The organism is Mesorhizobium sp. P2_C7, assembly GCF_056404515.1.
This window is the reverse complement of sequence record NZ_JBFUDW010000005.1, coordinates 230,829-254,869: the sequence shown is the minus strand read 5'-3', so window position 1 is coordinate 254,869 and position 24,041 is coordinate 230,829. Positions and strand designations below refer to the sequence as shown.

The following is a 24,041-nucleotide window of genomic DNA, read 5'->3' as shown; positions in this document are numbered from 1 at the left end:
TCCGTGCCGATCAATACGGGCAGGCGTTGTCAGCGGTGTAGTCGTGCACTTCGAGCTTGCCGGCGATGATGTCGGCCTTGGCCTTTTCGACCGCCGCCTTCATCTCGTCGGTTACAAGCGCCTTGTTGTTGTCGTCCATGGCGTAGTCGACGCCGCCTTCCTTGAGGCCGAGATTCTCGACGCCACCCTTGAAGGTGCCGTTCTTGCCGTCCAGGAAGGCAGTGTAGACGGCAACGTCGACGCGCTTCAGCATCGAGGTCAGCACCTTGCCGGGCTGCAGGCCGTTCTGGTTGGAATCGACACCGATGCCGAGCTTGCCGGCATCCGCTGCCGCCTGCAGCACGCCGACGCCGGTGCCACCGGCCGCGGCATAGACCACGTCGGAGCCCTGGTCGATCTGCGTCTTGGCGATCTCGCCGCCCTTGGCCGGGTCGTTCCAGGCAGCCGGCGTGTCGCCGGTCATGTTCTGGATGACGTCCGTCGCGCCGGCCGACTTGGCGCCGCCGACATAGCCGCATTCGAACTTGCGGATCAGCGGAATGTCCATGCCGCCGATGAAGGAGACCTTCTTCGACTTCGAAGCCATCGCCGCCATGATGCCGACGAGATAGGAGCCTTCATTCTCCTTGAATACCAGCGAGCGGACATTGGGCAGATCGACGGCATCGTCGATGATGGCGAAGTTGAGGTCAGGATATTCGGTCGCGACCTTCTTCAGCGCATCCTCCCAGGCGAAGCCGGCCATGACGATCGGGTTGCGGCCGTCCTCGGCGAAGCGGCGCAGCGCCTGCTCGCGCTGCGAGGCGTTGGACACCTCGAACTCGACATAGGCGACGCCGGTTTCGGTCTTGAATTTCTCGGCGCCATGAAAGGCAGCCTCATTGAAGGATTTGTCGAACTTGCCGCCGAGATCATAGAGGATGGCCGGCTGGACATCCGCGGCGAAAGCCGGAAGAACCATTGCGGTTGCGGCCAGGAGGCCGAGAACGATACGTTTCATGTGATCCACACCCTGTCGGTTATTTTTTCCGTTACGCGCCGCATGCCGGCCCGGTTCTTCGGCAGGCATACGACATCAGCCAGGAGTGTATTCCCCTCCCGCTCGGCGGCAATCTGGCACGGCCCGAAACAAAATTCACGCGGAATTTTGACCTTTTGGAAAAGCATGGCGCGGGCAAGCCGCACCGCAGCTCGATCCTTGCGCCAAAGGCCTCAGGCGGAGATGGCAGCCGGGATGCAAGGGATGCCGGTGCCCTTGAGGTTGCAGGTGCCGTAAGGGTTCTTCGCCAGGTATTGCTGGTGGTCGCCTTCGGCGAAGTAGAATTCAGGTGCCGGCGCGATCTCTGTGGTGATTCTGCCATGGCCGGCCGCGCGCAAAGCGGTTTCATAGGCATCGCGCGAGGCGCTCGCGGCCCGCAATTGCGCATCCCCGAATGTGTAGATCGCGGAGCGGTAGGTGGTGCCGACATCATTGCCCTGGCGCATGCCTTGCGTCGGGTCGTGGCTTTCCCAGAACAGCTTCAGAAGCGCGGCATAAGAGACGATTTTGGGGTTATGGACGACCAGCACCACTTCGGCATGGCCGGTAAGGCCGGTGCAGGTTTCCTGATGGGTCGGATTGGGCGTGATTCCGCCGGCATAGCCGACCGCGGTGACCCAGACGCCTTCGAGCTCCCAAAACAGCCGCTCCGCGCCCCAGAAACTGCCGAGCCCGAACAGCGCCGTCTCGAAGCCTTCGGGATAGGGACCCTTGAGCGGTTTTTTCAGGACCTGATGCCTGGAAGTCGTCGGGATCGCCCGGGCGCGGCCCGGCAACGCCTCGGACGGCTTCGGCAGATTGAGCTTCTTGTTCAGCATGTCGCTGAGAAAGAACATGCGCGGTCTTTCTTTTCCGGGTGGGACACAAGAAGTGGTCTTTCGTTCGAGCATCGGTTTCCCAAAACCGGTGCCCACTTTTGGGTCCGCCCCTCTCTCTAGGTAGCGGCGAACTGTCCCGGGCGTCGTTGCCGCCTGTAGCCGATCGCATAGAGCAGGAGGGCCAGCACCGCGAACACGACGAAGCCCGGCTGGTTGAGCACCCAGGCGATGGCGACGTCCCACAGCAGCGGACCGGCCTTGGTTCGCACCAAGGTCTCGAAGGCGGCCCGCGTGTCGGGCGAGACCGCCAGCCAACTGGCGTTGAGCGGGGTCAGCACCAGCGCCGAAGCCGCCACGGTCCGCGTCGCGTCGAGCACCGCCATGATGACGGAAATCGACAGCGCGACCATCGCGGCAAGACGAAAGAGGAAGCGAAACATTCAGGAACCTTTTCCTCCCGGCCAGTCCTCAAGCTCCTCCCGAGGGTCGTCCGGTTTCAAACGAGAGATAGAATGCGCGTGCCTGGTTCGCAATCGCCATACGCGAATTTGAAGCCCGGCCTATGCCACCTGCTTGCGTTTGCGCCGATGGACGCGCCAGACGGCGAAAAGGCCACCAGCGATGGCGCCGACGACCAACCCGGCCAGGCCGATGAACACGGCAAAATAGCCGCAGGCGCCCTCGAAGCAGCTCATGTCGGTGGCGTCCGCGATGACCGAGCCGGCGAAGAATCCACCGACGGCGCCGATGACCGCGCCGAGGATGATGCCGAGCAGGGCGGCGACAATCGAGACGAAGACCGGCGGGCTTTCGGTTGCAGGATTGGCATAGACGGTCCCGGCTTCGGAACCGCGGCGCAGCAGATAAATGCAGAGAACCCCGATGGCGATCTCGGCAGCTGTGACGACAAGCGCCTGGCCTGAGAAGACGAAATCGGAAATCGTCAGCACATAGGCCTGCCTCGCCAGCAGCCAGATGATGGTGGCGATTTGCCAGATGGTGAAATGACGCGGGAAGCGGGCGGAGCGGCCGAAGGCGAGGCCGAGCAGATAAAGCCCCCACAGGATGGTGATGATGTCGACGGCGAGCCCGCTAAAGACGAGATAGAAGACCCTGTCCGGCAGGCCGTAGTCGCCGACCAGTCGCCAGCTGGAGATCAGACCGTAGACCGACCATGCCATGACGAAGACGAGCCATCCCGGCGGCACGAAGGACAGGCCGCTGTCCGGTCGCCTCGCTGGCATCTGTCCATTGCTCGATGTCATGTCCGGACGATGCCCCCGCAAAGTCTTTCCACCACGAGACAGGCGACCTCGGGCGAAGTCAAGCGCCGCCAGCCTTGCGGCCTTGCCTGTGCACATCATTCGGGTGGCGGCGCCTCAAAACGGAGGCGCCGGCAGTCTCGCGAAACGCTGTGTGGCCGGCAAAGCGAATAGACTGCCGTTATGTCTTGGCATTCGGCGCCGGATCGACTAGATGAGCCCCGCGCCTGTTGCTTCGACGGCTCAGGTGCAGGGGAAAGGCGTTCGCTGGTTGGCGGCGCCGGCGCGGAGTTCCACGCCATAGTCCCAAGGGAGGTGCATCTCCCCAACCCGCGCGGCGAAACCGGCCGGCGCGACATGCATGGACGGAGAGGTGGCCGAGTGGTTGAAGGCGCACGCCTGGAAAGTGTGTTTACGGGAGACCGTAACGCGGGTTCGAATCCCGCTCTCTCCGCCAGATTTCTCGCATAACAGGCTGATTTTGGATGGCCGACATCAGCCACTCTGACCATCTACGTGCCTTGTGGAAGGCGCATGTCTGGCCGGCCTCAACTGGCCTCGGCATACTATGAAAACCACGATAGGGGCTTGTCATGAACGCGCACACGCCCATCCTGCAGCCTCTCGGCATGCCGAAGGGTATGGATCCCCGCCAATGGCGCCAGTCGGTCGAGAAGCGCCTCAACGACTTTCGCGCCATGTCGCTGATCACCGCGCTCGATCTCATGGAAGTCGATTGCGACCTGGAGGAGACAGCAGACGACGAGCCGTCGCTCGGCTGCCTCGATGATCTGGAGCTCGACCACAGCGACGACGAGGACGGCGGCGACTTGGAAGGGTACTGTCCGGGAGACTACGGCGAAACCGTCATGTGGCCCGACGATCTGGAATCTCAGGCCTGAGCGCTACCCGCCGGGCTCTTGCATTGAATAGGTCCGACGCCCACCATTTTAGCCCGCTGCCTCAACGGTGGCGGGCTTTTCATTTGGCGGTGGGGACTAGCGGGATTAGCGGGCAAAATGCCGTCGCTTTCGAGTGTCAGCAGATATGGTAAGGTTGATTGTCGGCGAGTAGCAGAGGTCCAGCAACAATGACTTTGAGACGAACCAGAGCTTACGGCGCATCCGGCTTGGTTCTAGCGGTTTGCATTGTATTTGCATGGCAGAACGCCACTGCCGCTCAAAATTGCGACGCAGCGGCGGCGCCTGGCGTCAATTGGCAGGACTGTGACAAAAAGCTTCTCATCCTAACAGGAGAGGACCTGAGCGGGGCGAACCTGTTCGGTGTTGATTTCACGTCGACCGACCTCAGGAACAGCAATCTCCTTGCGGCGAATTTTGAGAAGGCAACGCTTGTGCGTGCTTCCCTGGCCGACTCGACCGCCAAAGGCGCCCGGTTCGACAAAATCGAGGCCTACAGGACCGACTTCAGCCGTATGGACGCGCAGGGCGCTGTGTTTACGAGCGCGGAAGTGCAGCGCTCGAATTTCCAGGACGCCAATCTGACCAATGTTGATTTCACAAAGGCGGAATTGGGGCGAGCGCAGTTCCATGACGCCAATATCAGCGGCAGCCGCTTTTCGTTTGCCAATCTCGCGCGGGCGGACTTCCGAGGAGCGACGTTCACCGCGCCGATAGACTTTGACCGCGCTTTTTTCTTTCAGACCCGTATCGAGGGCCTCGATCTTTCCAATTCGGCGGGTCTGTCCCAGTGGCAGCTCAACATGGCTTGCGGAGACGCCCGGACCGAGTTGCCTTCTGGCTTGACGAGGCCTGAAGATTGGCCCTGTAGCGAGCCATAGGCTCGGCGCCGTGTCGCTGCCGGGGCTGAAATCGTCAAGCGCGCCCTTGCGGGGGCGAAGCTTGCTAAACCCGTGTCTTGCGGGAGACGCCATATTCAATCAAGCGATCGCGCATTTCATTCAGAGCTCTTGCATATGGCGTCTATCTGCTGTTTCGCTAGGGTTGTCCGGCGGCGGCGCCGGGGTGCGGCTTAAGAAGGCTTAGGCTCAAGTTCAGGAGGCGGCGCGTTCGGGTCGGGGCAATCAGACGATTGCTCACACGGAGAGGGCCTATCGCCAACGCCGCCATAGCGTTCCACAAGTTTTGCGAATCCGTAGGCGAAGGCGGACAGAAGCGCCAGGATAACCACTATTCGGACGGCCATACGGGATTGTAGCAGGATCATCCCGCATCCCTCAGATATTCCTCTCGATATGAGCCTCGATCGGATTTGGGCGCCGTAGTTCAAATCTTTTAGCTGCCATAAATGTCAGCACGATAGCGGCAGCTATCGATGCAATCACGGTGGTGGTAAGGGCTAGACTTCTCACCATCACTCAAAGCCTACCGCCGCTTCGGCTTCGGCGTGATCTCCTCGATCCGCGCCTTAACGTCGTCCTGGGCCATTGCCTGTTCTAGCGCCTCTGCTTCGGCCTTGTCCTTAGTGGTCAGCACTGTCCGCCAATGCGGCTTCTCAAACACGCTCGCGATGTAAGTGGTCCGTTCGGGCTCAGGTCCGGCTGGCATACTTCACCTTGCCCCACTGGCTGCATTGAGGACACAAAGGACGGAGATAGGCCAACTTGTCGCCCGAAATATTTCCGCAACTGGTGATCGTCAGGCTGCCGCCATTGAACCCTTCCAGGCTGTAGGATTCCCAGGTCCCGCTGAGGGGCTGATGGTCTTCTCGTAGTTTCAGATAACCGGTGCGACCGCATTCGCACACCAGCTTTTCCCGTAAAACAGTTGAGAGCACTTAGGACTGCCTTCCACGATTCGGCTAACAAGCCCGACCGTCCGCGCGACCCGTTCTTGATACGATGGCCGGTGCGGCCTTGGGGCTATCTTGGGGATGCGAAAGCCGCACCGGTCACTGCGGGAAGGGGTTGCGTTCCCCGCGCTGCCAAAACTATGGGCATATTAGCAACTTCGCAATTAAGCCTATTGGCGGGACTAAGACTGAAGTCCCAGCCCGCGCGCTACTCAGCCGGGGGGCATCGCACCGGACCCGTCACATTCCATGGGATAAACTCGACTTCCTTCCCGTCACTTCCCGCATGGCCTTCAACAGCCCTCATGCAAGACACGCGTAGCGCGGTAGTGCTCGCAGAGTGGCGATATGAACGGCTTCACGATGCTCCAATGCAGCGCTTCCGCTGCCACGAGAAAGCGCTCGATTTCAGCCTGCGATGATTGCTTGGACGGTTTCGATCTAGCCATTGGCGAACTCCGTTTGAAGGGTCCCCGCAACGAAGGAATGGCAAGCGCCGCAATGTGCAACGATGCTCAATCGCGTGCGTCTTCGGGACGGTTGACCCCGGCGCCGATCACGGTCAACCTCTGGCAATTCGGGCATCGTAAAAGGACGGAAAATGAGGCGCAGACATGAATCGATGCTCGTTATGAGAACCGCGATTGCTCTGCTCTCCTGCCTGGCCATTTCGGCCTGCGGTATGGCCAAAGCCGCGAGGGAAACCGGGCAGACGTTCGACAAGTATGGGTGCCTTGCTCGTGACTTCAAAGGCCAACCGCCTTGCAAACCTGAAACTGCAGCAGCGCCCTGACGAGGCAAGCGCCATGCATTGGTGAGCCATTTTCGGGCACGGACAACCGAGGAAACCTCCGCATGGCCAAGCTCGGAAGGGCCTATGAACAAGTCGTTGCCGACGTGGCGAAGCAGTTCGATCCTTCGGCCGAGGTGAAGGTCGGCGAGTGGGTAAAAGGGCCGGATGGCCTTAGAGAGGTCGACGTACTGATCGCAGGCACCGTGGACGGCGTGACGAGGCAGATCCTGATCGAATGCAAGACTACGACTCGCACAAACGGCGAATAGGGATTGCCGTCATCGATGCTGCCGATTCAAAGCGTCGCGATCTTGCCGCGGATGTCACCTTGATATGCAGCAACGCGGGCTTTTCGAAGGACGCCATGCGAAAGGCAGGTCGGGTGGGAATCGGCTTGATCGGAGTTATGAAAGAGCCCGACCCTAGGATTCGCTATAGGGTGTTCGACGAGAAACGATTTCCGGTCATTCTAGAGCGCGTTAGCGTAGACATAGTGCCCATTTTCATCGTTCGTGGCCCGCCACCATCGTTCGACGACGCGTTGAAATCGCTGGTGATTTCTGACTAGCTTAGGTCTCCCTGCTTCTTTCCCTGCTTGGCTGGCCTGCTCAAGCAGAAAAGTCCACACCGTAAGGGAGTGGGCCAATCTGAACGAAAATCACAAGCCGGAGGAACCAGGAGCGGGGTGGAGCGTTTCCTCGCGTGCTCAAGAAAATCGCCCTAGCTACCGTCCTGATCCAGGTCGCCGCCGTTGCGGCGCTCATAACTCAGACAGTGCTCTTCACCTCAACCACCGCTACCCAAGCCGCGAACGTGCAGCCTGGCGAAACTGTTGCAGTCACAGGGAAAGAATGCGCTGAGGCGACGTGGCCAGATATTCCGGAGCATTGCCTAAAGCGAACCAAGGCAAGAGTGCGCACGCTCGTCCTGACCGTGGGGCAATAGAAAGCCCGCCATCGTGGTCTCACTGTCATGGGACAGAGATCTCCGTTGAAGGGTTCGTGGCAACCAAGACTCTATTCGTGATCTCGGTGCCAGACCTCAACGGGGGAACGATCCGCTCCGTCATGAGTTAGCACTTCATGATGTACACCCCGGAGCACAGTGGACGCGGCGCAATGGCCGATCTCATGATCTTGGAACTGGCCAAGGCCAGACAGCGCGTCAAGCGGGCGGAGTCCGCCCTTAGGCGCGCCAAGGAAATGCTGGATGAAGACTGCGGAGTCGGGATCAATCTCGCGCTCTGCGGCAGAATACGGGCCGCTCAGCGGCGTGTGATCGAGGCCAGAGAGCGCCTGACGAAGATCGATCCACCCCCATCGTAGTGCTCCATGATTTTGGGATTGTTGCCATGATGATCGCGACCTTCAACCTTGAAACCGCGAGAAACGGCGACGTATATCGCGCCGCAAGGCTTGCGATGCTGACGCAGCAGGTGATTCGGCACATCGAGCGCACGGGCGCCTCGGCGCAGAAAGTCGAGCAAGTGCTGGCCACATTGGCTGAAGCAGACGCTCTCATGCGGCGATAGGGGCCACACGTCACGCGCAATCGGCCATCGCCTCCAGAATTCCCGATCGCGGTTGTCGTTGCGCTCGATCGCTTCGGTCAGGCAGGTCAGCGATTGTTCGGCTAGCCGCAGCGGGAAAGGATCAGGCGGATCGTGGCAAGCGCTTGTGCCGGCGCTGGGCAAGGTTGCATAGTCCAACAGGGGGACTCAGCAGGCTGTGCGCATCGGCTCGGAGCAATCGTGATTGGACTTTATGATCTCTGGCCCGCCTTTGTGGTCGTCGCGCTGCTTTGGCCGCTTGCGGGCTTGCCGCTGTTTCAGCGGGTCGGCTTCGAAGCGAACGCCGCCAGGGTCCGGGCGATCGACGGAATGCGTGGCTATCTGGCGTTGGCCGTCGCGCTTCACCACGCCGTCATCTACCATGAATTCCTGACGACCGGCGCATGGAAGTATCCGCCTTCGGCTTTCTATGGGCTGCTGGGGCAGGTGGGAGTGTCCTTTTTCTTCATTATCTCCGCCTATCTGTTCTGGGGGAAACTGCTGTCGGCAAAGGCCTCCGTGGATTTTCCGACCCTGTTGCTCAAGCGGGCTTTCAGGATCGGGCCGCTCTACATTTTGGCTGTCGGCGTGGCGATGGCCTTGGAGGTCGTTGACGGCCGGATCGATTATTCGACCTTCGCGACCTACGAGCGGGCATTTTTCAATCTGCTGTTTGGTGTCTTTGGCTATATCCCGCTTTCGAGTGCCCGCGTCTGCGTCTTGGCCTGCGTAACCTGGACCTTGCCCTATGAATGGCTGTTCTATTTCAGCCTGCCGATCGCAGCCATATTCAGCCGGCACCCAGTTACCCGCATAGGATTACCGGCCGTTCTGCTGGCTTTTTCCATCCTCATGTCAATGAGTGGAGGCAGCGGCGCCTATAGCTATCTGGGACTTTTCGCAGGCGGCATGTTGTGCGCGACGCTTGAAGAAAACGCCCTGCTGGTGAAGGTGCATCGGCACGTCTTGTCCGCCATCGCCCTGGCGCTGCTGGTGTATATTTTTGCCACCTACAGGGTTGCCTACGCGCCGGGACCGATCTTGCTGTGCACCGGTGCCTTCTTCCTGATCGTCTCGGGCGCCGATTTCTTTGGCCTTCTGACTGCCAACCGTTCAGTGCGACTGGGCGAGATCAGCTATGGCATCTTTCTCTTGCAGGGGCTTGCCTTCGTCACGATATTTTCCATCGCGCCCGTGCGGACCTTCGCCTTGGACAACGCCACCCAGTATTGGCTTGTGATCGTGATGGCGATGGTGCTTCTGCTCCTCATGGCGCTGGTCGCGCACCTTTTTGTTGAAAAGCCCGGCGTCTCGCTGGGAAACAGGCTTGCGGCAGTTCTTCGCCTGTCGAAGCAGCGTGAGACACGCGAGGCTCCAGTCGCGAGTGAAGCAAGGTCCTGGCGGATGCCGGCCAGCCTCACGCGACAATCCGCCGATCGCTCATAGCGCTCGTGCGGGCATCGCGATCAAGGATGATCGCCGCCTTCATATAAAAGCGCTCGGCCTGGAACCTCCTGCCACGCGGCGCGTTTCACCGCGTCCCGTTCGTGGACCAGCCCGGATATCTCTCCTGGCGCTGCGTATAATCAGGAGCCCGTTTCATGCACGACAAGCTGTTTCATTCACCGGTGGCGCTGACCGTCGGCCTTGGCTTCAAGCGCGAGATTGCCTCGCTTGCCGAAATGCACGATTTCCTGACCGATTGGACGACTTCCCGCCGCGGCCCGCTTTATCGTAACGCGATGAAGGCATGTGATCTCGCGGTTCCGGGTTATGTGACCATCGAGCAGGCGCGCCGTGCGCTGGTCGAATTTGCCCAGGCTTCCGGCATCCTGTGGCCGGATCTCGAGCCGACCGCGGGTGTACACGCAGTTGCCCGTGGTTATGGCGGCTACGCCGCCTGACGCCACCTCCCATGGTGGTGGCTAATCTATCGCAGAAGCCCGGCTCGACCCAGCCGGGCTTTCGCTTTTTCAGGAGCCGCAGGAAATCACAGATGCGGCTGCGTACTTTGCGCGACAATCACTGCGTCGAACGTGCGCGTCGCCGTGGCGGCTTGGGGCCTGCCGATGCCGGCTCGTCCGCCGACTGCGCGGCAAGGCGCAGAGCTCTCAGCCTGGCCGTCTTTTCCTCTCGCGCCGCTCGCTCGGCGGCGGTCACGATCAGCGACTCACGCTTGGCGCGTTCGTCGCGCTCCGTGTCGACTTTCGCGCGATTCATATGCCGGTCCTTCCGCTGCTGGGACGTCGGTCTCGGAACCGTTGTCACCTCAATCAGTCTCCGCATGGTGCAGCGGTGCGGCGGCGGTGACGATTACAAATGATGGCCAGTGGAATCTTTCGGTCCGAGCCTTGGGCCGAGGCTCTCAGTCACACCACCCCGAAGAGACGACCAGCGATGCTTCGAAGACATGGCGCCCGCTCTCGTCCCGCACTTTCACGGTAATGACCGTGCGATCGTTCTCGATCATCTCGTCGCGGACGATGTCGGGCAGTATGCGAATGGCCTCTCGCCGCAGGCGTTCGCGCGTTTCGAACACCTGCCCGTCATCGTCGACCGTCAGACCATCACCATTGTAGAGGTCGAGGTAATATCTGGGCATGATGCGCTGGACCTCCAGATGACGATGTGCGCGTGAGATTCAACCGACAATTCGCGGACCGAACTGTTGTTCCACCTGAGGTGGCGTTTGCCGGCGAATAAGTGCACTCTAACAAATGTTAATGCCTGGCCCCGTCCGAAGACCTAGTGCTTCCGCAGCCGCCCCATGCTTGCGCCAAACGAATTGGCGATCGGCTCTGAGCCCCTTCGCTGGAGATAGCGGTGCTTGAATCCCTTTATCTGAACCTTGGCCAACACGACGCGCTCTCCGACGGCGAGAAAGCGTTGCTGGCCGGTGCCATGACCTTCGAAAGGCATTTTGCGACCGGACAGGACATTGTCGCCTCGGGATCGCGGCCGACTTACTCGACTTTGATCCTCGACGGCCTGGCGGCACGCTACAAGGTGCTGGAGAATGGCGGCCGACAGTTCACCTCATTGCAGGTGCCTGGCGACTTCGTCGATCTCCACGCTTTCCTGCTGAAGACTATGGATCACGGCATCGTCGCCCTGTCGCCTTGTCATGTCATGTTCGCCGATCACAGCCGGCTGCGTGCCATCACCGAGGAGGCACCGCATCTGACCCGGCTGTTGTGGCTGGACACGCTGGTTGATGGCGCCATTCACCGCGAGTGGATCGTGGCGATGGGACGCCGCTCCAAGACCTCGCATCTGGCCCATCTCGTCTGTGAACTTTTCGTGCGCCTGCAGGTGGTACAACGCACCAACGGCATGAGGTTTCATCTGCCGCTTTCACAGGCCGAACTGGCCGACGTGCTTGGCCTCTCGGTTGTGCATTGAACCGCGTTATCGGCGCCTTGCGCAAGGTCGGCGTCGTCAACTGGGCAAACCACACGGTGACCATTCTCGACTGGCACCGGCTGCAGGAGATCGCCGAGTTCGATCCGACCTATCTCAGCATGATGCGGGAACCGCGCTAGCTCGTTCCTGGCGCGGCTCACCGATCATGAGTTTTGGGTTACGCCGCTTCGGCTGCAACGTTCACAGCCGATACCGCGATCTGCGTCAGGGCTTCGTCGGTGGCCTTCTCCTCCTTCAGCGTGGCTTCGAGAAGCGTCACCGCATCGTTCAGGCCGAGTTCGCCGGCCCAGGTCCTCAGCGTGCCATAGCGCGAAATCTCGTAGTGTTCGACCGCTTGCGCTGCGGCGAGGAGGCCGGCGTCGAGCGCCGGAGATTCCTTGTAGTCCTCCATGATCTCGGCGCCTTCCTCGGTGATGCCCATGATGGCCGCACACGTCTTGCCGACCGGCTTCTTGCCGATGACGCCGAAGACCTTCTCCAGCCTTGCGACATGGCCCTCGGTCTCGGTGCGATGCTTTTCGAAGGCCGCTTTCAGGTCGGCGCTTTGCGCGGCCTTGGCCATTTTCGGCAGCGTCGCCAGGATCTTCTTCTCGGCGAAATAGATGTCCTTCAGCGTGTCGTGAAATAGGTCGTCGAGCGTCTTCTGCTTTGCCATGGTCATCTCCTGTGGTGAGCCCTCAGGTCGACAATCTCGCATCGGAGGTTTTGTTCCGCTCGTTGCGGCAATGACGTCCCAGGCGAGCCAAATTGTTGGCCCGGGGGCCGGCCACGAGCCGGGCGCAAAACCCTTATAAAATTCCTATTTCTTTCCTTCCCGCCCCGTCTCGAACCTTTATGGCGATCGGGTCCATATTCCGCCTTGAGCAAAAGTTGGCGCCGTCACACCTGAAGTATGGCGGGCCGCTTTTTACGCAATCGCCGACCTGTTTACGCAATCGCCGACCTGCCTTTGGCAGGCGCTACGGTCGAAAGTAGAAGATCGGAAGCAAGGAACAAGCAGAATGGACATCGTCGTTCTCGGGATCGGGATTTTGTTTTTTGCCCTGTCCTTCGCCTACATCAAAGCCTGTGACATTCTCTAACGCGAGGATCGCGAAATGCTCGTCGACTATATTCTCGGTGGCAGCGTGACGCTGTTCCTGCTCGTCTACCTGACATACGCCCTCGTTCGTCCAGAACGCTTCTGACGGCAATAGACGCAAGGTCCGGAAAGCTACAACCATGACACTCAACGGATGGCTACAGATCCTCGTCTACTGCGGGATCGTCGTTTTGCTGGTGAAGCCGCTCGGCGGCTACATGTACCGCGTCTTCAACGGCGACCGGACATTTCTTTCGCCGGTTCTAGGCCCGATTGAACGCGGGCTCTATCGCATCGCCGGCACCAGTGAACGCGAGGAGCAACACTGGACCGCCTATGCGGCAGGCATCATGCTCTTCAGCGTTGCCAGCTTCCTGGTGCTTTACGTTCTGCAGCGGCTGCAAGGCGTCCTGCCTTACAATCCCGCCGGCATGACCGCTGTCGAACCCAACCTCGCCTTCAACACCGCCGTCAGCTTCGTGAGCAACACCAACTGGCAGAACTATGGTGGCGAGAGCACGATGTCCTACCTCGTGCAGATGGCCGGCCTCACCGTGCAGAACTTCCTGTCGGCGGCGGTCGGCATCGCCATCGCGGTCGCGCTGATCCGTGGTTTCGCCCGTGCCTCGGCCAAGTCCATCGGCAATTTCTGGGTCGATATGACCCGCTGCACCCTCTATGTGCTGTTGCCGCTCTGCATCGTCCTGACCCTTGTCTACGTCTATCTCGGCATGCCGCAGACGCTCGGCCCATACGTCAACGCCACCACGCTTGAAGGCGCCCAGCAGACGATCGCGGTCGGTCCGGTCGCCTCGCAGGTGGCCATCAAGATGCTCGGCACCAATGGCGGCGGTTTCTTCAATGCCAATGCCGCGCATCCGTTCGAAAATCCCGACGCGATCTCCAACCTGATCCAGATGGTGACGATCTTCGCACTCGGTGCTGCCTTGACCAACGTCTTCGGCCGCATGGTCGGCAACCAGCGCCAGGGCTGGGCGATCCTGGCCACGATGGGCACCCTGTTCATCGCCGGTGTCGCCGTCTGCTACTGGGCGGAAGCTGGCGGCAATCCGCTGGTGCACGCGCTTGGCATCGATGGCGGCAACATGGAGGGCAAGGAGACGCGCTTCGGCATCGCCATGTCGGCCCTGTTTGCGGTCGTCACCACCGCCGCATCCTGCGGCGCGGTCAACGCCATGCACGACAGCTTCACGGCGCTCGGCGGCTTCATCCCGATGATCAACATGCAGCTCGGCGAAGTCATCGTCGGCGGCGTCGGCGCCGGCTTCTATGGAATCCTGATGTTCATCGTCGTCGCCGTCTTCGTTGCCGGACTGATGGTTGGCCGAACGCCCGAATATCTCGGCAAGAAGATCGAAGCCAAGGAAGTCAAGATGGCGATGCTGGCCATCCTCTGCCTGCCGCTGGCGATGCTGGTCTTCACGGCCATCGCCGTGGTCCTGCCGAGCGCTGTGGCATCCATCGCCAATGGCGGGCCGCATGGCTTCTCCGAGATACTCTACGCCTATACCTCGGCGGCAGCGAACAACGGCTCGGCCTTTGGAGGCCTCAGCGGCAACACGCCCTGGTACAACATCACGCTCGGCATCACCATGCTGATGGGACGTTTCCTGGTCATCATTCCGGCGCTGGCCATTGCCGGCTCGCTGGTGGCCAAGAAGACGGTCCCGGCCTCGGCGGGCACGTTCCCGACCGATGGCCCGCTGTTCGTCGGCCTGCTGGTCGGCGTCATCCTGATCGTCGTCGGCCTGACCTTCTTCCCGGCACTGGCGATCGGGCCGATCGTCGAACACCTGGCAATGATCCATGGGCAGACATTCTGATGCCGCCCCGTCTTGGATAGAAGTCATGTCCTGGTTCAACACCACGCGTCGCAAGGCTCGGCCCAAGGCCGATAATGAGGGGGAGGCAACTCCCCCTCCCTTCCCGAGCGTATCCACGTTCCTGGGAATTGCGGCGGTCATGATCGTGATCTGGCTGCTGGTCTACGGGCCGCCCTTTTCGGCATCCGATCGATCGGTGCCATCCAACAACAGCGAAGCCGGAGCTCCAAAATGAGCCACTCAAAATCCGCGAGCATCATGGATGCTAGCATCCTCTTGCCCGCTATCGGCGGGGCCTTCAAGAAATTGAACCCGCGCACCCTGATCAGAAATCCGGTGATGTTCGTCGTCGCCGTTGTTTCGGCGCTTACGACCGTGCTGTTCGTCAGGGATCTGATCACCGGCGGTGGCGATTTCAGCTTCACGCTGCAGATCATCATCTGGCTGTGGTTCACCGTGCTGTTCGCCAATTTCGCCGAAGCTGTCGCCGAAGGCCGCGGCAAGGCCCAGGCGGATTCGCTGCGCAAGGCGCGCACCGAAACCCAGGCCAAGCTTTTGACCGGCGAGGATCGCACCAAGTTCAAGCTGGTGCCCGGCACCAGCCTCAAGGTCGGTGACATCGCCCTCGTCGAGGCCGGCGACATCATCCCGTCCGACGGCGAAGTGGTCGAAGGCGTCGCCTCGGTCAATGAAGCCGCCATCACCGGCGAATCGGCGCCAGTCATCCGCGAATCGGGCGGCGACCGTTCGGCGGTCACCGGCGGCACACAGGTGCTGTCCGACTGGATCCGCGTGCGCATCACCGCGGCATCGGGCCATACCTTCCTCGACCGCATGATCTCGCTGGTCGAAGGCGCAGAGCGCCAGAAGACGCCGAACGAGATCGCGCTCAACATCCTGCTCGTCGGCATGACGCTGATCTTCGTGCTGGCGACGGCGACGATCCCGAGCTTCGCTTCGTATTCGGGTGGCTACATCTCGGTAACCGTGCTGGTCGCGCTGTTCGTCACCCTGATCCCGACCACCATCGGCGCCCTGCTGTCGGCCATCGGCATCGCTGGCATGGACCGCCTGGTGCGCTTCAACGTGCTGGCGATGTCCGGACGCGCCGTCGAGGCCGCCGGCGACGTCGACACGCTGCTGCTCGACAAGACCGGCACCATCACGCTCGGCAACCGCCAGGCGACCGAGTTTCGCCCGGTCAAGGGCGTCACCGAACAGGAACTGGCCGACGCCGCCCAGCTCGCGTCGCTTGCCGATGAAACGCCGGAAGGCCGTTCGATCGTCGTGCTGGCCAAGGAGAAATACGCCATCCGCGCCCGCGACATGGCAACGCTGCACGCCACCTTCGTGCCCTTCACCGCACAGACCCGGATGAGCGGCGTCGATATCGACGGCTCCTCGGTGCGCAAGGGCGCAGTCGATTCCGTGCTCGCCCATGTCAGCCAGTCGACGGTCGCAGCCCACGCCACACGGCCCGGCAGCGATACCGTCAGGGACCTCCAGGCGATCGCCGACGAGATCGCCAAGTCGGGCGGCACGCCGCTGGCGGTCGAGCGTGACGGGCGCCTGCTGGGCGTCGTGCATCTCAAGGACATCGTCAAGGGCGGCATCCGGGAGCGCTTCGCCGAATTGCGCAAGATGGGCATCCGCACGGTGATGATCACCGGCGACAACCCGATGACGGCGGCGGCCATCGCCGCGGAAGCCGGCGTCGACGACTTCCTCGCCCAGGCGACGCCCGAGGACAAGCTGAAGCTGATCCGCGACGAGCAGGCCAAGGGCAAGCTTGTCGCCATGTGCGGCGACGGCACCAACGACGCGCCGGCCCTTGCCCAGGCCGATGTCGGCGTCGCCATGAACACCGGCACGGTCGCCGCGCGCGAGGCCGGCAACATGGTCGACCTCGACAGCGATCCGACCAAGCTGATCGAGATCGTCGAGATCGGCAAGGCGCTGCTGATGACGCGCGGTTCGCTGACCACCTTCTCGATCGCCAACGACGTCGCCAAGTACTTCGCCATCATCCCGGCGATGTTCGCCGTGTTCTACGTCGCGCCGGGGCAAACGACCGGCCCGCTGCAGGCGCTCAACATCATGCATCTGGCGACGCCGCAGAGCGCCATCCTGTCGGCCATCATCTTCAACGCGCTGATCATCATCGCGCTGATCCCGCTGTCGCTGAAAGGCGTCAAATACCGTGCAATCGGCGCCGGCGCACTGCTCCGCCGCAACCTGCTCGTCTACGGCCTCGGCGGCATCATTGTCCCCTTCATCGGCATCAAGGCGATCGACATGATCGTCACCGGCCTCGGCCTCGCTTAAGGAATACATCCATGCTCACCCAGATAAGACCCGCGATCATCATGATCGTCTTCTTTACGGTGCTGACCGGCCTGATCTATCCGATCGGCATGACCGGCGTCGCCCAGGCCCTGTTCCCGCGTCAGGCCAATGGCAGCCTTATCGAAAAGGACGGCAAGGTCATCGGCTCCGAACTGATCGGCCAGGGCTTTGCCAGCGACAAGTACTTCCATGGTCGCCCCTCGGCAGCCGGCGATGGCTACAACGCCGCTGCCTCCAGCGGCAGCAACCTCGGCCCGACCAACCCCAAGCTGATCGACCGCATCAAGGGCGATGCCGAAAAGCTGAAAGCGGAGAATCCGAATCAGCCCGTCCCGATGGACCTGGTGACGACGTCCGGCAGCGGCCTCGATCCGCACATCAGCCCGGAAGCGGCCTACTTCCAGGTGGCCCGGGTGGCCAAGGCCAGGGGCGTCGATGAGGCCAAGGTCAAGGCGCTTGTCGACAGCCAGGTCGAGGGCAGGGAACTCGGCTTCATGGGAGAACCGGTGGTCAACGTGCTCGGTCTCAACCTTGCGCTGGACGCCGCGAAATAGTGAATGGTGGGTGCCGGGGATCGACACTACCCCCGGCGCCATCCATGATCGATGCTGATGCCGGACGACAGCCGCAACGAAACCAGACCTTCTCCCGACGCGCTGCTCGATCATGCCGAGCGGGAGGAACGCGGCCGCCTGAGAATATTCCTGGGTGCGGCACCCGGCGTCGGCAAGACCTACGAGATGCTGATGTCGGGCCGCGCCAGGCTGGCCGACGGCGTGGACGTGGTGATCGGCGTCGTCGAGACGCATGGTCGCAAGGAAACACTGGCCCTGGTCGAGGGCTATGAGGTCATTCCCCGCCGCAAGGTCGACTACAAGGGGCGGGTCCTCGACGAGATGGATATCGACGCCATCCTCGCCCGGCGTCCGGCGCTGGTTCTCGTCGACGAACTCGCCCACACCAACGCGCCTGGCAGCCGCCACCCCAAGCGCTACCTCGACGTCCAGGAAATCCTGACGCGAGGCGTCGACGTCTACACGACGCTCAACATCCAGCACGTCGAAAGTCTGAACGATGTCGTCGCCCAGATCACCAAGGTCAGGGTCCGCGAGACGGTTCCCGATTCCATCATCGACCAGGCCGACGATGTCGAGATCATCGATCTCACCCCCGACGACCTGATCAAGCGGCTCGAGGAAGGCAAGGTCTATTTCCCCAACACCGCCCAGCGCGCCATCGAGAACTATTTCTCGCCCGGCAATCTGACGGCGCTGAGGGAATTGGCGCTGCGCCGCACCGCCCAGCGCGTCGACGACCAGTTGCTGATCCATATGCAGGCGCATGCCATTCCCGGGCCGTGGGCTGCAGGCGAAAGGGTCCTCGTCTGTCTCGACGCGCGCCAGGGAGGGTCGGCACGCGTGCGCTATGCACGCAGGCTGGCCGACCGGCTTCGCGCGCCGTGGACGGCGCTGCATGTCGACAGCCCTCGCTCGGCCAGCATGCCCGAGGAGGACAAGGACCGACTCGCCACGAACCTGCGCCTCGCCCAACAGCTTGGTGCCGAGGTGACGACCATTCCGGGTCAGAATTTGGCGCAGGACATCGTGCGTTATGCGACGGCGAACAATTTCACCCATATCGTGGTCGGCAGGCCGACCCGGTCGCGCTGGCGCGAATTGATCGAAGGCTCGCTCACCTACGATCTCATCCGCAATGCCGGTGACATCAGCGTCCATGTCATTTCGGGAAACGAACGCAACACCGAGGCGACGTCGAGGAACGTCAGGGCGGCGGACGAGCAGTGGCAGTTCCAGATATGGCCCTATCTCAAGGCCACGGCCTATGTCATGGGCTCGCTCGCCTTCGCCGTCCTTCTCGACCAGTTCCTGGACGTTCGCAACCTCGCCATCATCTTTCTCGTCGGGGTGCTGGCATCGGCGGTGACCGGCGGATTGTGGCCGGCTCTGTATGCCTGTCTCGCCAGCGCGCTTGCGTTCAACTATTTTTTCCTGGAGCCGCGCTACACACTGACGATCCGGGATCCGGAGAGCATCGTTGCGCTCGGCGTGTTCCTGGTTGTCGCCGTCATTGCCAGCAATCTGACGGTGCGCGTGCAGCGCCAGGCGATCGCCGCCCGCTCGCGGGCGCGAGCCACCGAGGACATCTACCTCTTTTCGAAGAAGCTCGCCGGTGCCGGCACGCTCGACGATGTTCTCTGGGCCACCGCCTTCCAGATCGCCTCGATGCTGAAACTGCGGGTGGTGTTGTTGCTGCCGGAAGACGGAACGATCACCGTCAAGGCCGGCTATCCGCCCGACGACACGCTGGCCGAGGCCGACATCGCAGCCGCCCGCTGGGCCTGGGAGCATGACCGTGCCGCGGGACGCGGCGCCGATACGCTTCCGGGCGCCAAGCGCCTCTATCTTCCCTTGCGCACCGGGCGCACGGCAATCGGCGTCGTCGGCCTCGACAACGACAAGCAGGGTCCGTTGCTGACGCCCGAGCAGCAGCGCCTGCTCGATGCGCTGGCCGATCAGGCGGCGGTCGCCATCGAGCGCATCCAGCTCGTCGCCGACGTCGACCGTGCCAAGCTCGCGGCCGAGGCGGACAGGCTGCGCTCTGCACTTCTCACGTCCATCTCGCATGATTTGAAGACGCCGCTCGCCGCCATCATGGGCGCGGCCGGCACGCTGAGGGAATTCGCACCGGCACTTCCCGAACAGGACCGGGCGGAGCTGTTGACGACCGTGCTCGACGAATCCGAGCGGTTGAACCGCTTTATCGCCAATCTGCTCGACATGACCAAGATCGAGTCCGGCGCGATGGAGCCGAATTATGCTTTCCATTATGTCGGCGACATCGTCGGTTCCGCTCTGCAGAGAGCCAGGAAAATCATCGCTGAGCACAAGACCGAGATCGACATCCCCAGCGATTTGCCGATGTTGAAAGTCGACCCCGTGCTGTTCGAGCAGGCGCTGTTCAATCTCCTCGACAATGCGGCGAAATACGCGCCGCCCGGCTCGACTATCCGGATACAGGGCTGGACCGACAATGGTTCCGTTATCCTGCAGGTCATGGATGAGGGGCCGGGCATCCCTCCCGGCGACCTGGAAAGGATTTTCGATACGTTCTACCGAGTGCGCAAGCGCGACCAGGTCCGCGCCGGCACCGGGCTCGGCCTGTCGATCTGCCGCGGCTTCATCGAGGCGATGGGGGGCACGATCACGGCGGCAAACCGAACCGACCGTTCGGGCGCGGTCTTCACCATCAAGATGCCGAAGCCGGCGAACCAGCCCGATCTCGATGCCGCCAATACGGACGACAACGAAGTGGGTGACTTGGCATGACAAATTCGAACGTCAGGATATTGGTTGTCGACGACGAGCCGCCGATCCGCAAGCTGCTTCGTGTCGGGCTCGGCAGCCAGGGCTACGCGATCAGCGAGGCGCCGAACGCCAAGGCAGCGATCGAACTGATGGATGCGGAGAAGCCGGATCTCGTCCTGCTCGATCTCGGCCTGCCCGGCATGGGTGGCCACGAACTGTTGCGCAAATGGCGCGACGACGGCCTCGACATTCCGGTGGTCATCCTGTCCAGCCGGACCGACGAGGCCGGCATCGTCCAGGCTCTGGAACTTGGCGCCGACGACTACGTCACCAAGCCGTTCGGGATGAATGAGCTGGTTGCCCGCATCCGCGTGGCGCTGCGCCACAAGTTCCAGCAGCAAGGTGAAAAGCCGGTGTTCCAGACCGGCGACCTGTCCGTCGATCTGGTCAAACGCATCGTCAAGGTCGAAGGCAAGGACGTCAAGCTGTCGCCGAAGGAGTACGAGATCCTGCGCATCCTGGTGCAGCACGCCGGCAAGGTGCTGACCCATCATTTCCTGTTGAAGCAGGTCTGGGGCGACTCCACCGACGTGCAGTATCTTCGGGTGTATGTCCGGCAGCTCAGGCAGAAGATCGAGAAGACCCCCGACCAGCCGCGCTATATCACCACCGAGACCGGCGTCGGCTATCGCCTGCGTGAGGTCGAGTAGCGGCCGTTCGCCGTGACGCTCTAGTCTCTTTGTTTTGAAGCAATTCCCTGAGGGAAAGCGCCAATGCGCTTATCCCGAGTTTCACACTTTCCTGGAATTGCTTTAACCAACAGCCTCCTGCAGGCGGTTTGCCGTCGACGATGTCCGCAAGGCCGCGAGGCAGCCCACGATGCCGAGCGGCACGAAGGCAAGAAACAGCCAGGACGCGACATTCGCGGCCGCGTCATGATTCAGTCCTTCTGAAAAGCCGCTGGCATTGGCAACGATGCCGGCAAGTGCTGCCCCCACGGCATAGCCGATGCGCTGCATGGTCGGCACCGCAGCCGAGGCGATGGTCTGCTCGTCCTCCGGGGCGGAGGCAACGATGACGCGCGTCAGGAACGGCCATGCGATGCCGAAGCCGCCACCCTGCAGCAGGGCGCATAGCAGGATCAGCGGAATGGAGCCCAGCGGTATCGTATAGGCAAAGCCGGCGATGCCTGCCGCGATCATCAGCGCGCCGCCAACGATGATCAACCGCTCGCGGTGCGGTGGCGCATTGGCGACGAGGATCGACAGGATCGACCAGGCGATCGATTCGGCGGCGATGATGTAGCCGGTGGTGAGCAGCGGGATGTTGTGCAGGCTGGTCAGGATCAGCGGCCCGTAAACGCCGAAGGAACAGGTCGCCACCGAAAAGGCGGCGACCATGGTCATGCCGGCGCCTACCGGTGTGCGCCAGGAGAACAGGCGCGCCGGAAAAAGCCGGGAGCGCGGCTTCAGCGCGTCGATGTGGAAGAACAGCACCAGGCCGATGAGGCCGAGGGCCATCAGCACCGACGAGCGCAGCAGGGCGATGTCGACGCCTGCCGAGGCGATCAGCACCACGGCGACGGCAAGGCAGCCAAGCGCCGCGAATGGGAAGGGCGGCGCCTTGCCCGCGGTCGCCTGCGGCCTGGTGGCCTCGGGCGTGTTGAGGACAATCAGGCTCGCCAGCGCCATCGCAGTGCCGCCGAAGGTGAAGATGCCAAAGGCCCAGCGCCATGACAAAAGCTCGGTCATGATCGCGCCGAGAAGCGGGCCGCTGAAGGCGGCGACGCCCCAGATCGCCGACATGATGCCGAAAAGCTGCGGCCAGATGGCGCGCGAGAACAGCCGTTCGACCGAGACGAACGCCAACGACACCAACGCGCCGCCGCCAAGCCCCTCGATCAGGCGGCCGGCAAGGAACAATTGCATGGAAGGCGAGATGGCGCAGATCAGCGCCCCGGTGGCATAGAGGAGGGCGGCAACCACCATGTTGGTGCGCAGCGCCACATAGCTCACCAGCCGTCCCGCCGCGGCGCCGGCGACGATGGCGCCGAGTTCATAGATGGCCAAAGACCAGCCGACGAGCTGGACGCCGGCCAGTTCGCCGACCATGGCCGGCATCACCGTCGCCACCATCGTCTCGTTGGTGGCGTGCAGCAGGATGCCGAGGCTGATGAAGCAGAAACGCGCCAGGTCGCCGCTTGCCCACAAAGCGCGCCAGTCGACCCTGTTTGTGCTGATTCCGGTCATTTCCACCCCTGCCTTCCATATCTCGATGCCAGCGCATGGCGCCAGAAGCCAGTATGGGTTTCCGGCAGGACCATGCGCAGGCGGGAGCGTGCATCGCGCGCCGCGTCGAGGGCGCCGCTCCAGTCGGGGCAGGCTTGTAAAACCTCAACCGGGGTTGAGCTCAAGCGAAATTTTCGAGATTTTTTCGGGAGGCGACCGGGCGATCAATTCTCGGTGCTGCGCAACTGGAACTGACTGACGCCGATAGCGAGGTTGATGCCGGTCTGCGTCTGCAGGCTGAGTGGCTGCAGGGTGAAGGCCTGCGAGGAGCCGCCGACCAGCAGATTGGCGCCGGCGCCGACGGCGGCCGTTACCTCGGCGCTGGCGCCGATATAGTCGCCGGCCAGCGCGCCCGGCGCGTAGATGTTCTTCAGCGGTGTCAGCACGATCCACTGCATCACCGTCTGCTTCGTGGTGCCGATGTCGAGGCCGTATTTGTTGACGGCGCCGAAATAGGCTTCCGGTGCAAAGGTCTTGTCGGCGGGGTTGAAGGTGCAGCTCAAATCCTTGCTCGAGCCGAAGATGAAGCCGGTGCCGCCGCCGATGGCGCAATCCAGGACGCCGAGTTCGATGCCCTTGTCCTGTGCATGCGCCGCTCCGGCAAGCGTGGTGGCGAATATGGCAGCAGCGATGGCTGTCTTTGGCATGCAGTCCCCCCAGCGGTTCGGAACCGCTCTATCTCTTTGTTTTGACGCAATTCCCTAGGGAAAGCGCCACGCGCTTTTCCTGGCAAAACCGTTTCACCTTTTTCCCGGTATTGCCTAAGAATCAAACGGCGCGGAACCATCCTATCTGGTTCCGCACCGTAAATAGAGGGTCGTGGGAGCGCATGGCTCCATGCAATTACTTGAGCGAGTGGATCAGCTCCAGCGAGGTCACGGCCACGGCGAGGTTGACGCCGGTCTGTGCTTGCACGCTGAGCGGCTCCAGCATGAAGGCGCTGTTGAAGCCACCGACCAGCAGGTTGGCGCCACCGCCTGTCACCACGCTGGCCTCGGCATTGACACCATAATAGCTGCCGGCGAGATCGCCCGCATCACGTTCGCGCGTTGCCGCCAGCACGGCCCAGACGAGCTGGCCCTGATGCGTCTGGCCGACATCGACGCCGATCTTGGAGATGACGCCGGTGTAAATCTCCGACGGTCCGTGGTGGTAGGGGCGGAAGACACAGGACACGCCCTTGTTGGAAGCGACGATGTAAGAGGTGCCGCCATCAATGGTGCAGTCGAGCGTTCCGAGCTGCAGCTTGCCGGCGCTGGCAGGGGCGGCGGCGAACACCGTCGTGGCGAGGGCCGCGGCGCAGGCGAGTTTCTTGATCATGGGAGGGTCCTTTCGCAAATTGCTTGGAATAACGGCTTGGGTGGCCAGACCGTTCCCCTGAAAACTTGGCGCGAACAAGGCACGCGCCAACACCTTGCCGCCGGGGTTAATGCGCGGTTGCCGGATTGATGGGTTTTCAAGAGCCGCGCGCTAGTTCGGGCGCACAACGGGCAGCGCTTT

At 62.0% G+C, this 24,041-nt stretch carries 26 protein-coding genes, 1 tRNA gene and 2 pseudogenes; 17 read left to right on the top strand and 12 right to left on the bottom strand.

Annotated features, from left to right (window positions below):
* Positions 1-10: 10 nt before the first annotated feature.
* From AC1D2G_RS13085 to AC1D2G_RS13070, 4 genes are all read right to left on the bottom strand, one after another.
* Positions 11-1,000, bottom strand: coding sequence for a BMP family lipoprotein (locus tag AC1D2G_RS13085; RefSeq protein ID WP_477397685.1), 990 nt, complete (start codon positions 998-1,000; stop codon positions 11-13).
* Between the two features lie 212 nt (positions 1,001-1,212).
* A complete protein-coding gene (gene msrA / locus AC1D2G_RS13080; protein ID WP_477414389.1) occupies positions 1,213-1,875 on the bottom strand; it encodes a peptide-methionine (S)-S-oxide reductase MsrA in 663 nt (220 codons plus the stop codon).
* A gap of 98 nt (positions 1,876-1,973) precedes the next feature.
* Entirely contained in the window at positions 1,974-2,297 is a 324-nt protein-coding gene (locus tag AC1D2G_RS13075) for a hypothetical protein (protein WP_477414387.1), read from the bottom strand.
* Positions 2,298-2,417: 120 nt separating this feature from the next.
* On the bottom strand, positions 2,418-3,101 hold the full coding sequence (locus tag AC1D2G_RS13070; RefSeq protein WP_477414385.1) for a hypothetical protein: 684 nt from the start codon (positions 3,099-3,101) through the stop codon (positions 2,418-2,420).
* 385 nt (positions 3,102-3,486) lie between these two features.
* Between AC1D2G_RS13070 and AC1D2G_RS13065 the strand changes: the two genes are divergently transcribed.
* From AC1D2G_RS13065 to AC1D2G_RS13055, 3 genes are all read left to right on the top strand, one after another.
* A tRNA-Ser gene (locus AC1D2G_RS13065) sits at positions 3,487-3,576 on the top strand.
* A gap of 136 nt (positions 3,577-3,712) precedes the next feature.
* The gene (locus AC1D2G_RS13060) at positions 3,713-4,021 is read left to right on the top strand and encodes a hypothetical protein (RefSeq protein WP_477414384.1); all 309 of its coding nucleotides are present in this window, start codon (positions 3,713-3,715) and stop codon (positions 4,019-4,021) included.
* Between the two features lie 188 nt (positions 4,022-4,209).
* Entirely contained in the window at positions 4,210-4,920 is a 711-nt protein-coding gene (locus AC1D2G_RS13055; RefSeq protein WP_477414382.1) for a pentapeptide repeat-containing protein, read from the top strand.
* Between the two features lie 544 nt (positions 4,921-5,464).
* Here AC1D2G_RS13055 and AC1D2G_RS13050 read toward each other — a convergent pair.
* Positions 5,465-5,647, bottom strand: coding sequence for a hypothetical protein (locus AC1D2G_RS13050; RefSeq protein ID WP_477414380.1), 183 nt, complete (start codon positions 5,645-5,647; stop codon positions 5,465-5,467).
* A gap of 452 nt (positions 5,648-6,099) precedes the next feature.
* Positions 6,100-6,340: pseudogene (locus AC1D2G_RS13045) on the bottom strand (hypothetical protein).
* Between the two features lie 406 nt (positions 6,341-6,746).
* Between AC1D2G_RS13045 and AC1D2G_RS13040 the strand changes: the two are divergent.
* The 6 genes from AC1D2G_RS13040 (at position 6,747) to AC1D2G_RS13015 (ending at position 10,137) form a co-directional block, all read left to right on the top strand.
* The gene (locus tag AC1D2G_RS13040; RefSeq protein WP_477414378.1) at positions 6,747-6,953 is read left to right on the top strand and encodes a hypothetical protein; all 207 of its coding nucleotides are present in this window, start codon (positions 6,747-6,749) and stop codon (positions 6,951-6,953) included.
* The gene (locus AC1D2G_RS13035; RefSeq protein WP_477414376.1) at positions 6,920-7,252 is read left to right on the top strand and encodes a hypothetical protein; all 333 of its coding nucleotides are present in this window, start codon (positions 6,920-6,922) and stop codon (positions 7,250-7,252) included. Before AC1D2G_RS13040 ends, AC1D2G_RS13035 begins: the two co-directional genes overlap by 34 nt.
* A 550-nt stretch (positions 7,253-7,802) precedes the next feature.
* Positions 7,803-8,009, top strand: coding sequence for a hypothetical protein (locus tag AC1D2G_RS13030; RefSeq protein WP_477414374.1), 207 nt, complete (start codon positions 7,803-7,805; stop codon positions 8,007-8,009).
* A 26-nt stretch (positions 8,010-8,035) separates the two neighbouring features.
* Entirely contained in the window at positions 8,036-8,215 is a 180-nt protein-coding gene (locus AC1D2G_RS13025) for a hypothetical protein (RefSeq protein WP_477414372.1), read from the top strand.
* A gap of 219 nt (positions 8,216-8,434) precedes the next feature.
* Positions 8,435-9,679 (top strand): acyltransferase family protein, encoded by a 1,245-nt coding sequence (locus AC1D2G_RS13020; RefSeq protein WP_477414370.1) that lies wholly within the window; start codon positions 8,435-8,437, stop codon positions 9,677-9,679.
* A 155-nt stretch (positions 9,680-9,834) separates the two neighbouring features.
* Positions 9,835-10,137, top strand: coding sequence for a DUF982 domain-containing protein (locus AC1D2G_RS13015; protein ID WP_095084647.1), 303 nt, complete (start codon positions 9,835-9,837; stop codon positions 10,135-10,137).
* 118 nt (positions 10,138-10,255) lie between these two features.
* Here AC1D2G_RS13015 and AC1D2G_RS13010 read toward each other — a convergent pair whose 3' ends face one another.
* Positions 10,256-10,453, bottom strand: a complete 198-nt coding sequence (locus tag AC1D2G_RS13010) for a hypothetical protein (RefSeq protein ID WP_477398806.1) — start codon at positions 10,451-10,453, stop codon at positions 10,256-10,258.
* A gap of 145 nt (positions 10,454-10,598) precedes the next feature.
* A complete protein-coding gene (locus AC1D2G_RS13005; RefSeq protein WP_095084645.1) occupies positions 10,599-10,835 on the bottom strand; it encodes a DUF6894 family protein in 237 nt (78 codons plus the stop codon).
* Between the two features lie 221 nt (positions 10,836-11,056).
* Here AC1D2G_RS13005 and AC1D2G_RS13000 point away from each other — a divergent pair.
* A pseudogene (locus AC1D2G_RS13000) lies at positions 11,057-11,775 on the top strand (Crp/Fnr family transcriptional regulator).
* 38 nt (positions 11,776-11,813) lie between these two features.
* Here the strand turns inward: AC1D2G_RS13000 and AC1D2G_RS12995 are convergent.
* Entirely contained in the window at positions 11,814-12,311 is a 498-nt protein-coding gene (locus tag AC1D2G_RS12995) for a YciE/YciF ferroxidase family protein (RefSeq protein ID WP_477414368.1), read from the bottom strand.
* A gap of 442 nt (positions 12,312-12,753) precedes the next feature.
* Between AC1D2G_RS12995 and AC1D2G_RS12990 the strand changes: the two genes are divergently transcribed.
* Genes AC1D2G_RS12990 through AC1D2G_RS12960 form a run of 7 tightly spaced genes read left to right on the top strand, consistent with a single transcriptional unit; the run spans position 12,754 to position 20,963 of the window.
* Positions 12,754-12,843, top strand: a complete 90-nt coding sequence (locus AC1D2G_RS12990) for a K(+)-transporting ATPase subunit F (RefSeq protein WP_095084642.1) — start codon at positions 12,754-12,756, stop codon at positions 12,841-12,843.
* Positions 12,844-12,877: 34 nt separating this feature from the next.
* Entirely contained in the window at positions 12,878-14,581 is a 1,704-nt protein-coding gene (kdpA, locus tag AC1D2G_RS12985) for a potassium-transporting ATPase subunit KdpA (protein ID WP_095084641.1), read from the top strand.
* A gap of 25 nt (positions 14,582-14,606) precedes the next feature.
* A complete protein-coding gene (locus AC1D2G_RS12980) occupies positions 14,607-14,816 on the top strand; it encodes a hypothetical protein (protein WP_095084640.1) in 210 nt (69 codons plus the stop codon).
* Positions 14,813-16,906 (top strand): potassium-transporting ATPase subunit KdpB, encoded by a 2,094-nt coding sequence (gene kdpB / locus AC1D2G_RS12975; protein ID WP_477414366.1) that lies wholly within the window; start codon positions 14,813-14,815, stop codon positions 16,904-16,906. The genes AC1D2G_RS12980 and kdpB overlap by 4 nt, the downstream gene beginning before the upstream one ends.
* An 11-nt stretch (positions 16,907-16,917) precedes the next feature.
* On the top strand, positions 16,918-17,481 hold the full coding sequence (kdpC, locus tag AC1D2G_RS12970; RefSeq protein ID WP_477414364.1) for a potassium-transporting ATPase subunit KdpC: 564 nt from the start codon (positions 16,918-16,920) through the stop codon (positions 17,479-17,481).
* A gap of 57 nt (positions 17,482-17,538) precedes the next feature.
* Positions 17,539-20,274, top strand: a complete 2,736-nt coding sequence (locus AC1D2G_RS12965; RefSeq protein ID WP_477414362.1) for a DUF4118 domain-containing protein — start codon at positions 17,539-17,541, stop codon at positions 20,272-20,274.
* A complete protein-coding gene (locus AC1D2G_RS12960; RefSeq protein WP_457153126.1) occupies positions 20,271-20,963 on the top strand; it encodes a response regulator transcription factor in 693 nt (230 codons plus the stop codon). Before AC1D2G_RS12965 ends, AC1D2G_RS12960 begins: the two co-directional genes overlap by 4 nt.
* Before the next feature lie 102 nt (positions 20,964-21,065).
* On the opposite strand, the gene AC1D2G_RS12955 is transcribed toward AC1D2G_RS12960, so the two are convergent.
* The 3 genes from AC1D2G_RS12955 to AC1D2G_RS12945 all read right to left on the bottom strand — a co-directional run bounded on the left by AC1D2G_RS12955 (position 21,066) and on the right by AC1D2G_RS12945 (position 23,861).
* The gene (locus tag AC1D2G_RS12955) at positions 21,066-22,502 is read right to left on the bottom strand and encodes an MFS transporter (RefSeq protein WP_477414360.1); all 1,437 of its coding nucleotides are present in this window, start codon (positions 22,500-22,502) and stop codon (positions 21,066-21,068) included.
* A gap of 203 nt (positions 22,503-22,705) precedes the next feature.
* Entirely contained in the window at positions 22,706-23,188 is a 483-nt protein-coding gene (locus AC1D2G_RS12950; RefSeq protein ID WP_457153124.1) for a DUF992 domain-containing protein, read from the bottom strand.
* Between the two features lie 196 nt (positions 23,189-23,384).
* A complete protein-coding gene (locus AC1D2G_RS12945; protein ID WP_095084635.1) occupies positions 23,385-23,861 on the bottom strand; it encodes a DUF992 domain-containing protein in 477 nt (158 codons plus the stop codon).
* Positions 23,862-24,041 lie beyond the last annotated feature (180 nt).

Bases quoted from the DNA above. Each gene is read 5' to 3' on its own strand.
- AC1D2G_RS13085 (WP_477397685.1), bottom strand. From the start codon at position 1,000: ATGAAACGTATCGTTCTCGGCCTCCTGGCCGCAACCGCAATGGTTCTT.
- msrA (WP_477414389.1), bottom strand. From the start codon at position 1,875: ATGTTCTTTCTCAGCGACATGCTGAACAAGAAGCTCAATCTGCCGAAG.
- AC1D2G_RS13075 (WP_477414387.1), bottom strand. From the start codon at position 2,297: ATGTTTCGCTTCCTCTTTCGTCTTGCCGCGATGGTCGCGCTGTCGATT.
- AC1D2G_RS13070 (WP_477414385.1), bottom strand. From the start codon at position 3,101: ATGCCAGCGAGGCGACCGGACAGCGGCCTGTCCTTCGTGCCGCCGGGA.
- AC1D2G_RS13060 (WP_477414384.1), top strand. From the start codon at position 3,713: ATGAACGCGCACACGCCCATCCTGCAGCCTCTCGGCATGCCGAAGGGT.
- AC1D2G_RS13055 (WP_477414382.1), top strand. From the start codon at position 4,210: ATGACTTTGAGACGAACCAGAGCTTACGGCGCATCCGGCTTGGTTCTA.
- AC1D2G_RS13050 (WP_477414380.1), bottom strand. From the start codon at position 5,647: ATGCCAGCCGGACCTGAGCCCGAACGGACCACTTACATCGCGAGCGTG.
- AC1D2G_RS13040 (WP_477414378.1), top strand. From the start codon at position 6,747: ATGGCCAAGCTCGGAAGGGCCTATGAACAAGTCGTTGCCGACGTGGCG.
- AC1D2G_RS13035 (WP_477414376.1), top strand. From the start codon at position 6,920: ATGCAAGACTACGACTCGCACAAACGGCGAATAGGGATTGCCGTCATC.
- AC1D2G_RS13030 (WP_477414374.1), top strand. From the start codon at position 7,803: ATGGCCGATCTCATGATCTTGGAACTGGCCAAGGCCAGACAGCGCGTC.
- AC1D2G_RS13025 (WP_477414372.1), top strand. From the start codon at position 8,036: ATGATGATCGCGACCTTCAACCTTGAAACCGCGAGAAACGGCGACGTA.
- AC1D2G_RS13015 (WP_095084647.1), top strand. From the start codon at position 9,835: ATGCACGACAAGCTGTTTCATTCACCGGTGGCGCTGACCGTCGGCCTT.
- AC1D2G_RS13010 (WP_477398806.1), bottom strand. From the start codon at position 10,453: ATGAATCGCGCGAAAGTCGACACGGAGCGCGACGAACGCGCCAAGCGT.
- AC1D2G_RS13005 (WP_095084645.1), bottom strand. From the start codon at position 10,835: ATGCCCAGATATTACCTCGACCTCTACAATGGTGATGGTCTGACGGTC.
- AC1D2G_RS12995 (WP_477414368.1), bottom strand. From the start codon at position 12,311: ATGGCAAAGCAGAAGACGCTCGACGACCTATTTCACGACACGCTGAAG.
- AC1D2G_RS12990 (WP_095084642.1), top strand. From the start codon at position 12,754: ATGCTCGTCGACTATATTCTCGGTGGCAGCGTGACGCTGTTCCTGCTC.
- kdpA (WP_095084641.1), top strand. From the start codon at position 12,878: ATGACACTCAACGGATGGCTACAGATCCTCGTCTACTGCGGGATCGTC.
- AC1D2G_RS12980 (WP_095084640.1), top strand. From the start codon at position 14,607: ATGTCCTGGTTCAACACCACGCGTCGCAAGGCTCGGCCCAAGGCCGAT.
- kdpB (WP_477414366.1), top strand. From the start codon at position 14,813: ATGAGCCACTCAAAATCCGCGAGCATCATGGATGCTAGCATCCTCTTG.
- kdpC (WP_477414364.1), top strand. From the start codon at position 16,918: ATGCTCACCCAGATAAGACCCGCGATCATCATGATCGTCTTCTTTACG.
- AC1D2G_RS12965 (WP_477414362.1), top strand. From the start codon at position 17,539: ATGCCGGACGACAGCCGCAACGAAACCAGACCTTCTCCCGACGCGCTG.
- AC1D2G_RS12960 (WP_457153126.1), top strand. From the start codon at position 20,271: ATGACAAATTCGAACGTCAGGATATTGGTTGTCGACGACGAGCCGCCG.
- AC1D2G_RS12955 (WP_477414360.1), bottom strand. From the start codon at position 22,502: ATGACCGGAATCAGCACAAACAGGGTCGACTGGCGCGCTTTGTGGGCA.
- AC1D2G_RS12950 (WP_457153124.1), bottom strand. From the start codon at position 23,188: ATGCCAAAGACAGCCATCGCTGCTGCCATATTCGCCACCACGCTTGCC.
- AC1D2G_RS12945 (WP_095084635.1), bottom strand. From the start codon at position 23,861: ATGATCAAGAAACTCGCCTGCGCCGCGGCCCTCGCCACGACGGTGTTC.